Raw genomic sequence first — 1,032 nt, forward strand, 5'->3', positions numbered from 1 at the left:
TTCAGGCGCAACTGTTCCTGATTAGGTAAGTGTAGCACATCATAGAAAAAGCCATCCTCTTCATCCCACAATTGCGTCTCATCTTCCCCAATATTATTCATAGCAGCGGCAATGTAGAGGAAGTGTTAAAAAAACTTAGTAGCCATGTCTTCATAGACAGGGTTTTCTAACGCTAATTCTAGGGCAATAGTGAGCATATTAAGACAGTACATTGCCATCCAGCTGGTGCCATCGGATTGCTCAATATACCCTCCGCTTGGAAGGTCTGAACTGCGGTCAAATACTCCAATATTATCTAAGCCTAAAAACCCTCCTTCAAATACATTGTTGCCGTCGAAATCTTTGCGGTTAACCCACCAGGTAAAGTTAAGCATAAGCTTTTGAAAGACCCGTTCTAAAAACTGGCGATCGCCTGTTCCATGCAACTGTTTTTCGATCTGATAAACTTGCCAGGTTGCCCACCCATGCACGGGAGGATTGACATCTGAAAAGTTCCATTCATAGGCGGGAATTTGCCCATTGGGATGCATATACCACTCTCGCGTCATTAAGTCAAGTTGATTCTTAGCAAAATCTGGATCAATCATTGCTAAGGGGATGCAGTGGAATGCCAAATCCCAGGCTGCAAACCAGGGATATTCCCATTTATCGGGCATCGAAATAATATCTGCATTGTTGAGATGATTCCATTGCTGATTCCTGACTTTGAGACGTTCTGGTGGGGGTGGGGGTTGATTGGGGTCACCCTTGAGCCAGGTTTCTACGTCGTAGTAGTAATACTGTTTACTCCACAACAGTCCTGCGAAGGCTTGACGCTGAATATTACGCTGATCATCATTGAGTCCGGGTGGTGCGATCGCATGGTAAAACTGATCTGCTTCTGAGCGACGGGTGGCAATAATCCGTGAAAACTCACTGCCAAAGGGTTGGGGGATATTGGGAGCATCACTCAGCCACAGCTTAATCACCCGAGTCTCCCCAGCACCAATAGTAAATCGGTAATGGGGAGCCACTTTTGTGCCGACTCTGCTA

At 45.8% G+C, this 1,032-nt stretch carries 1 pseudogene; it reads right to left on the reverse strand.

The window, feature by feature from the left end:
- Positions 1-125: 125 nt before the first annotated feature.
- Positions 126-1,032 (reverse strand): annotated as a pseudogene (locus tag F6K49_RS52735) (glucosidase); the annotation flags it as partial.

It is taken from the genome of Moorena sp. SIO3I6 (assembly GCF_010672095.1).